General features: G+C 56.5%; 9 protein-coding genes. 8 read left to right on the forward strand and 1 reads right to left on the reverse strand.

Annotated elements, in window-relative coordinates; genetic code table 11:
- The 7 genes from F8I07_RS03490 to F8I07_RS03520 form a co-directional block, all read left to right on the forward strand.
- The coding region (locus tag F8I07_RS03490) for a phosphopantothenoylcysteine decarboxylase (protein WP_292655786.1) at window positions 1–438 on the forward strand (438 nt) is incomplete at its 5' end.
- Window positions 431–1,111 carry a polyprenyl diphosphate synthase gene (gene uppS, locus F8I07_RS03495; RefSeq protein WP_292655788.1) on the forward strand — a complete coding sequence of 227 codons (681 nt, stop codon included), beginning with the start codon at window positions 431–433 and terminating at the stop codon, window positions 1,109–1,111. The genes F8I07_RS03490 and uppS, both read left to right, overlap by 8 nt.
- A 2-nt stretch (window positions 1,112–1,113) precedes the next feature.
- Window positions 1,114–1,917: an A24 family peptidase gene (locus F8I07_RS03500; RefSeq protein WP_292655793.1), complete on the forward strand. Its 804-nt coding sequence runs from the start codon at window positions 1,114–1,116 to the stop codon at window positions 1,915–1,917.
- Window positions 1,910–2,932 (forward strand): LptF/LptG family permease, encoded by a 1,023-nt coding sequence (locus F8I07_RS03505; protein ID WP_292655796.1) that lies wholly within the window; start codon window positions 1,910–1,912, stop codon window positions 2,930–2,932. The genes F8I07_RS03500 and F8I07_RS03505 overlap by 8 nt, the downstream gene beginning before the upstream one ends.
- A gap of 4 nt (window positions 2,933–2,936) precedes the next feature.
- Window positions 2,937–3,683: a tRNA pseudouridine(38-40) synthase TruA gene (truA, locus tag F8I07_RS03510; protein ID WP_292655799.1), complete on the forward strand. Its 747-nt coding sequence runs from the start codon at window positions 2,937–2,939 to the stop codon at window positions 3,681–3,683.
- A 53-nt stretch (window positions 3,684–3,736) separates the two neighbouring features.
- Window positions 3,737–4,141, forward strand: a complete 405-nt coding sequence (locus tag F8I07_RS03515) for a nucleotidyltransferase domain-containing protein (protein WP_292655802.1) — start codon at window positions 3,737–3,739, stop codon at window positions 4,139–4,141.
- Window positions 4,128–4,550 (forward strand): DUF86 domain-containing protein, encoded by a 423-nt coding sequence (locus F8I07_RS03520; protein WP_292655804.1) that lies wholly within the window; start codon window positions 4,128–4,130, stop codon window positions 4,548–4,550. Before F8I07_RS03515 ends, F8I07_RS03520 begins: the two co-directional genes overlap by 14 nt.
- A 208-nt stretch (window positions 4,551–4,758) precedes the next feature.
- Here F8I07_RS03520 and F8I07_RS03525 read toward each other — a convergent pair whose 3' ends face one another.
- A complete protein-coding gene (locus tag F8I07_RS03525) occupies window positions 4,759–6,696 on the reverse strand; it encodes a thioredoxin domain-containing protein (RefSeq protein WP_292655807.1) in 1,938 nt (645 codons plus the stop codon).
- Between the two features lie 129 nt (window positions 6,697–6,825).
- Here F8I07_RS03525 and F8I07_RS03530 point away from each other — a divergent pair.
- Window positions 6,826–7,257 (forward strand): protein-disulfide reductase DsbD N-terminal domain-containing protein (locus F8I07_RS03530; RefSeq protein ID WP_292655809.1); only part of this gene is annotated, 432 nt, incomplete at its 3' end.

The raw sequence follows: 7,257 nt of genomic DNA on the forward strand, positions 1-7,257 counted from the left end.
AGTATGAACAACCCCAACCCCGTCGGAATGATCCGGAAGACCCCCTACCTCTTCATGGCGGCGGCGGTGAGCGATTACCGTCCCCGCTACCCTCAGGAGGGCAAGCTCAAAAAGAGTGCCCTGGGCGAACACTGGACCCTGGAACTGGTCCAAAATCCCGACATGTTGAGCTCTTTGGACAAAACAGGGATCGTCACCGTCGCCTTCAAGGCCGAGACCGATCCCGTGAAGGGACCGGAGAACGCCCGGCAGCTTCTGGATACCAAAGGGGTCGATGCGGTCTGCTACAACCACGTCGGCGAGGGCAAAGGTTTCGGCAGCGACGAAAATGCCGTCACCTTCATCACACCCGACCGCGAAACGAAACTGGCCACCGCGCCCAAAGCGGAACTGGCCTATGCCATTCTCGACGAAGCGAAGAAACTGGGTGATGAGTAATACATTACGCCACCTGGCTATCATCATGGACGGCAACGGCCGCTGGGCCAAAGAGCGGGGCCTGCGCCGGACCAAAGGCCACGAGGCCGGCGTGGAGACGGTTCGGCGGGTGACTGAGTACTGTGCCGCCGATCCCGAGATCGAGACCCTCACCCTCTACACCTTCAGCACCGAAAACTGGAAGCGGCCCAAGATGGAAGTGGACTATCTGATGCATCTGCTTGAGAAGTACATCCGCCTGGAGCAGGAGCGTTATATGGAGCACGGGATCCGTTTCGAGACCATCGGAGACCTGAGCCCCTTCAGCGACAAACTGCGCCAAACCCTGGAAGAGACCCGGGAACTGACCCGGAACAACCGGCAGCTCACCCAGATCCTGGCCCTCAACTACGGAGCACGGGCCGAGATCGTCCGAAGCGTCCGGCGGGCACTCGCCGCGGGAGAGGAGATCAGTGAAGCGAGTGTCGGCCGCCACCTGGACACCCCCTATACCGACGTAGACCTGCTGATCCGCACCAGCGGGGAGCAGCGTCTCTCCAATTTCCTGCTCTGGCAGCTGAGCTATACGGAGCTGGCTTTTACCGACACCTACTGGCCCGACTTCTCCGTCGAAGAGCTGCGCAGTATCATCGACAATTTCAAAACGCGTCAACGCAAATTCGGAGGGATATAGACATGGCAGAGACACTGATCTGGACACTGGGAGTGTTCCTGCTGGGGTTGATAGTGGGCTCCTTTCTCAATGTGGTGATCCACCGCACCCCACGGGGCGAAAACATCGCCTGGCCGGGATCCCACTGTCCCAAGTGCGGTGAGAGCCTGCGCTGGCATCACAATGTACCTCTCCTCTCCTGGCTTGCCCTCGGGGGTCGCTGTGCGTTTTGCCGGGAGCCCATCTCGAAACGCTATCCGCTCGTGGAGTTGCTCAACGGACTGATCTGGGCGGCGCTCTATCTGAAACTCACTCCCCAGTTCCATCACCCTATCGAGACGGCGGGGATCCTCTATTTCCTGCTGATCGCGGCGACATTTTCCGCGCTCTTGGCCCTGAGTATGATCGACTTCGAGTATCTTGCCGTGCCCGATTCGGTCAACTTCTTCGCCCTGGCCACCGCCCTGCTGGCCGCGGCGGCCCATGCCTGGCAGACCGGAGAGTGGGCCCTTGCTCTACAGGCCCTCAAAGATGCGGCTCTCGCCGCCGGCGGCCTCTGGCTTCTGGCCTGGTTCATCGGCAAAGCGACGGGCAAAGAGGCGATGGGGGGCGCCGATGTGATTGTCGCGGGAACCATGGCGGCGTTGCTGGGACTGCCCGGCTTCTTCGTCGCCCTGTTCATTTCGGCAATTCTTGCGATCCTCCCCTCGCTCCTGGCCCGGGATACCATGGTGCCCTTCGTCCCCTTCCTTGCCATGGGAACGCTGATCCTCTATCTGCTGGACCAGCCGATTTTTCATCTGGTGGAGCATCTGATCTATGGGTAAAACGCGGCGTTACATCCTCTGGACTTTCGCCAAGACCTATTTGTTGGTCTTTCTCCCTTTTTTGCTGATTGTCTCTTTGATTTTCGTTATCCAGCTTTCGATCCTCTCTTCCAAAGTCAATCTGGAGGCGGGAGAGCTCATCCAGCTTTTCGGTTATATGCTGCCGGAGATCTTTTTCTACACGATTCCCCTCTCCCTCATTGCCGCCCTGGCCAACACTTTTACCCGTTTTTCCGAAGAGAATGAGTTTATCGCTCTCTTCTCTCTGGGACACACCCCCGGTCGGATCCTGCGCTTTATGCTCCCGACTCTGCTACTCTTCAGTGCCCTACTGCTGGTGCTTTCGGTGATGCTCTACCCCCAGATGAAACAGAAACTCTCCCAATTCAAGCAAAAGAAAATCACCGAGGCAACGCTAAAAATCGCTCCCAACAAACTGAGTCAGAGTTTTGGCGACTACCATGTCTTCGTCGAGAGCAAAGATCGAAACGATACCTACAGAAATATGGTCCTTTTCAACCGGGGCAAAGCAGGAAAATATCAGCTTTTCATCGCCGAAGAGGGAAAGGTACGCAACGACGGAGAACGTTTTTCACTGACCTTGCGCCACGGAAGCGGTGAAACCTCCACCCCCGACAAGATCGAAAACCTCCATTACAGAGAACTCGATATCTATCAGTACCCCCACAACCTCTACGGAGAAATCGTTACCAGCAGGGAGTATTGGGAAAAGGCCCTTCATGACCGGGGACGCCGGGGGAAACTCCTCTATCTGATCTTTGTCTCCCTCTCCCCCATCCTGGCATTCGGGATCATCGCCGCCCTTACCTTCTACAACCCCCGCTATCAGCGCAGCCTCTCCATCGCTGTGATTTTCAGTGTCGCTCTGGCTGTCTATATCCCCGCCATGGTGCTGAAAAAAACCGGCAGCATTCCCCTCTTTGTGACGGCTTCGATTCTTTTTCTCGCCATCAGCACTCTCCTGATACGCAAAAAACTCTTGAGGCATTTCTAGGCCGATGCAGCGGATCAAAGCCATCATCGCCTACGACGGTTCCGCCTTCGAGGGCTTCCAGCGCCAGACCCGCACCCCCCGGACCGTCCAGGGGGAGCTGGAGCGGGCCCTGCACTCCCTGGGGATCGAAAGCCCCGTCATCGGCAGCGGCCGTACCGACGCCGGGGTCCACGCCACGGGCCAGGTGGTCCATTTCGATCTGCCGGAGCACTGGGCCTTCCAGCCCCTACGCAAGCTCCAAACTCACCTCAACAACCGCTTCGAGGCCATCCGCATCAAGCACCTCACCCCGGTCAAAAGAGACTTTCACGCCCGCTACGACGCCAGGGAGCGGATCTATCGCTACGTTTTCCGCCCGAAGCCTTCGATCTTCGAACGCCGCTACGTCGCCCGGCTCTCTATCGGTGACAGGGAGCTGCTGGCCCGGGCGCTGGAGTGTTTCGTCGGCCGTCACGATTTCGGCTATTTCCTCAAGACCGGCTCCCAAACCGCCCACAACATCCGTACCGTCACCCGCGCCTACACCCTCTCACGTGGCTCCTACGACTACATCTACTTCCATGCCGACGGCTTCCTTCGTGCCCAGGTGCGGATGATGGTCCACGCCGCCGCCGCCGTGGCCAACGGCGAACTGACCCTGGAGCAGCTCAGAGAACAGCTGGAGCTCCAAACCCGCCACACCACCCGCCTGGCTCCCCCCGAGGGGCTCTATCTGGCACGGGTGATTTATGATCTAACCTCTTGTTATTAGTTATCGGTGTATTGGTATATTGGTATGTTACAATCTTTCAAAAGGATTGATGAATGCGTGAAGAAAAGATCACTGAGGTATTGAAGCAAGAAAAATGCATAGATTTTGCCCTGCTTTTTGGATCCTCGGCCAAAGGATCGACACACCCGATGAGCGATATCGACATCGCTTTGTATCTGCGTGAACCTATGAGTCTTCTGGAAGAGGGAGCGTTGATTGCGGAGTTGGAGAGTGTCAGCGATCGGCCGGTGGATCTGGTCCTGCTGAACGACCTTCCGCAGGAGCAGCCCAAACTCGCCTTTTCCATCCTTCAAAACCATAAAATTCTTTTCCAGCGACATCCTGAAAAATATATCGAGTTCAAAGAACAGACCTACCGACACTATTTCGATCAGGCTCCGATGTTTCATCTCTTTGATGAAGCTTTCATCCGAAGGATCAACAGTGCAGCTCAGTGACAAACTCAAACGCCTCGAGACCAATCTGAATGTCCTGAAAGAGGTGCGTAATGAGATTCATTCCCCTGAAATGCTGGAGCAGAATATCCGCTACGAGTGGGAGGTACGTTACGGTCTGCTGGAGTCGATCCAGATTGTCATCGATATCGCCTGCAAAATCAGCGCCCGTTTCAATCTGGGAAATCCCGGCAACTACAAAGAGTGTCTCGAACTCCTGGCACAACACGGCTATATCGACCGTGATCTGATGCAGAACACTACCGCCATGGTCGGCCTGAGGAATCTACTGGTTCACGAGTACACAAGGCTGGATAGAAAAAGGCTCTTTGAGTACCTGGATCATCTGGAGGATTTCCACACTTTTATCCGGGAAATCACAGAGCATTTCCTGCCGGAGTCACGGGAATAAATCCCCACTTCCATAAATGCGTTGCATCACAACGCCAACCAAAATCATTCACCATTCACCATTCACCAATTAATCACGGGATAGCTGTCCCACGCTACAACCCCCCGGTTCCTCGTTCCCAATTCTTTATTCTACATACTCTCAATCAAAATTCGGTTCCTCATTCCTCATTCCTCATTACTCATTACTCGTTCCTAGTTACTAGTTCCTAGTTACCCGTTCCCTTCCAGTATTCCACCGCCTTACGGATCCCTTCGAAGCTCTCTTCGTTGGCGAAGCAGCTTTGGGTGCCGCAGAGCATGAATCCCGGCTCGAAGGCGGTCCTCAGCCAGAACCAGGGATAACCGTTGGTGTCGATCTCAGGGATGTGGGGACGCAGGCGCTCTTCGCTGGATTTGACCAGCAGATCGTCGCGCAGGAAGCGGATGGCCGCTTCGGTGAGGGTGGGACGGGAGATGGGCTGACGCATCAGCTGATAGGAGTGGACCTCCAGCGTCCGGCCGATGAACTTCTCGTAGACCGGATCCACCAGGGCGCGGATCCCCAGCAGTCCTTCGGTCATCACCGCCAGGGCCGAGGGATAGCCGGCGTCGGTATCTTCGCAGACCTCCCGAAACTCCCCGTCATCGATCCGCCAGCGTCCTCCGTCGTAGAAGCGGCGCACCGCTTCGTTGGCCAGTTCCGTGGCCCGGATCAGGTAGCGCTCGTCCAGGGTGCTGCGGTACCCCTCCAGCAGCGCCGTCACCCACCAGGCATAATCCTCCAGAAAGCCCTCGATCTTCGGCTCGGCGTCAATGAGAGTCGAATGAAAGAGCCGTACCCCCGCCGCCATCTTGGCCTCCAGCGCCTCCAGGCTCCGGACCGCCTGCTCCAGATAACGCCGCTCCTGCCGCCCCGCGACAAAGAGTGAGCGGATCATCATAGCGTTCCAGGAGCTCTGCACCTTCCGGTCGATGAAGGGATAGATGCGCCCCTCCCGAAGTTTTTTCAATACCTCCAGCGCCTTCCGGATCTCCGGATCGTTCCGGTCGGCCGACTCCTCGAGCCTTGGGATATTCTTCCCTTCGAAATTGCCTTTGGGGCTGATCCCCAGCCTCCGGGCAACGCCGGCAGGATCCTCCAGGCCCGCCTCCCGAAAGGCTGCCACCGCCTCCTCGTAGCCGTAGACGAAATATTTCCCCTCTTCCCCCTCGGTATCGGCATCGCTGGCGGAGAAGAAGAGCTCCTTTTCCATCATCCGTTCCATCATGAAATCCAGCGTCTCGTAGGCGATCTGCGTGAAAGCCGGATTCTCCAGCTGAAGCCCCGCCTTCAGATAGACCTCCGCCAGCAACGCGTTGTCGTAGGTCATCTTCTCGAAGTGGGGAACCAGCCACATCACATCGGTGCTGTAACGGCAGAATCCCCCGTCCACCAGGTCATAGAGCCCTCCCCGGCTCATCCCCTCCAGGGTATGTGTCACCATTTGCCGTAGCTCCGGATCCTCGTGGAGTTGCAGCAGGGCCAGCGCCAGGCGCAGGGTCGATGCGTGGGGAAATTTGGGCGCACCGCCGAAGCCGCCGAAGGCAGGTTCATAGACCTGTTTCATCTGTTTGACGACGATGCTCTCCAGGTTCCGGTCGATCTTCGTCGCCTGGATCTTCTCCTTGGGCTTGAGATACTCCAGCACCTCCTGCCCCTTCTCCTCCAGGGTTTTGCGGTCTTTGGTGTATTTGGCAGCGATGGTCTCCAGCAGTTCACCGAAGCCCATCATTCCGTAGCGGGGTTCGGGCGGGATATAGGTGGCGGAGTAGAAGGGGACCTTCCCGGGGGTCATGAAGATGCTCAGCGGCCATCCCCCCGCCCGACCGTTCATGGTCACGAAGACCTCCTGAAAATGCTTGTCGATATCGGGACGCTCCTCCCGGTCCACTTTGATAGAGACGAAGTGCTCGTTGAGGATCTTCGTCAGCTCCTCGTTTTCGAAACTCTCCCGCTCCATCACATGGCACCAGTGGCAGCTGCTGTAGCCGATGGAGAGGAAGATCGGTTTGTTCTCCCGGCGGGCCTTCTCGAAGGCCTCCTCGCCCCAGGGGTACCAATCCACGGGGTTATGGGCGTGCTGCTGCAAATAGGGGGACTGTTCATTGATCAGACGGTTGGACATTTGTTTCCTTTATTTCAAAACTTTTGATTAATGAATATCGGTTATAGTTATAGCCATAATTCCAGGTGCACAATCCCTGCACACTGGAAAGATACTATACACTAACAAATTTTGTCAGGAGAAAACTGAATGAGACGACGATTGACGATACTCTTGGGTGCGCTGTTGCTTCCCCTATTTCTTCTCAACGCCGGTTTCGGAAATCCCGGAGCCTTCGGGGGACTTCAGCACAAATTCCTCAAACCTTCCGAAGCTTTCAAAGTCCAGGCGAAGGTCGATGGCGACACTCTCAAAACCACGATCCGCCTGGGGCAAAAGATTCACATCTATGCCAAAGATCTGCACTTCAAGATTCTCAAACCCAAAGCACTCCAACTCAAACCCAAGCTCCCCAAGCCCATCGTCTACGAAGGGGACAAGGTCTACTACGGCACTTTGAATATCTCTGTACCCCTCGATGAGTTACACAAAGAGGGCATCCGTGGCCCCTTCACCCTGGAAGTGGACCTCTCCGGCTGCAGTGACGCCGGCATCTGCTACACACCGCAGAAACACACCTTC

Origin of the sequence: Nitratifractor sp. (assembly GCF_015487065.1) — a bacterium.
In the GTDB taxonomy this organism is placed as follows: Bacteria; Campylobacterota; Campylobacteria; order Campylobacterales; family Sulfurovaceae; genus Nitratifractor.

Excerpts from the sequence above, each read along its gene's own strand:
- F8I07_RS03525 (WP_292655807.1), bottom strand. The coding sequence starts at position 6,696 with ATGTCCAACCGTCTGATCAATGAACAGTCCCCCTATTTGCAGCAGCAC.
- F8I07_RS03515 (WP_292655802.1), top strand. The coding sequence starts at position 3,737 with ATGCGTGAAGAAAAGATCACTGAGGTATTGAAGCAAGAAAAATGCATA.
- F8I07_RS03500 (WP_292655793.1), top strand. The coding sequence starts at position 1,114 with ATGGCAGAGACACTGATCTGGACACTGGGAGTGTTCCTGCTGGGGTTG.
- uppS (WP_292655788.1), top strand. The coding sequence starts at position 431 with ATGAGTAATACATTACGCCACCTGGCTATCATCATGGACGGCAACGGC.
- F8I07_RS03505 (WP_292655796.1), top strand. The coding sequence starts at position 1,910 with ATGGGTAAAACGCGGCGTTACATCCTCTGGACTTTCGCCAAGACCTAT.
- truA (WP_292655799.1), top strand. The coding sequence starts at position 2,937 with ATGCAGCGGATCAAAGCCATCATCGCCTACGACGGTTCCGCCTTCGAG.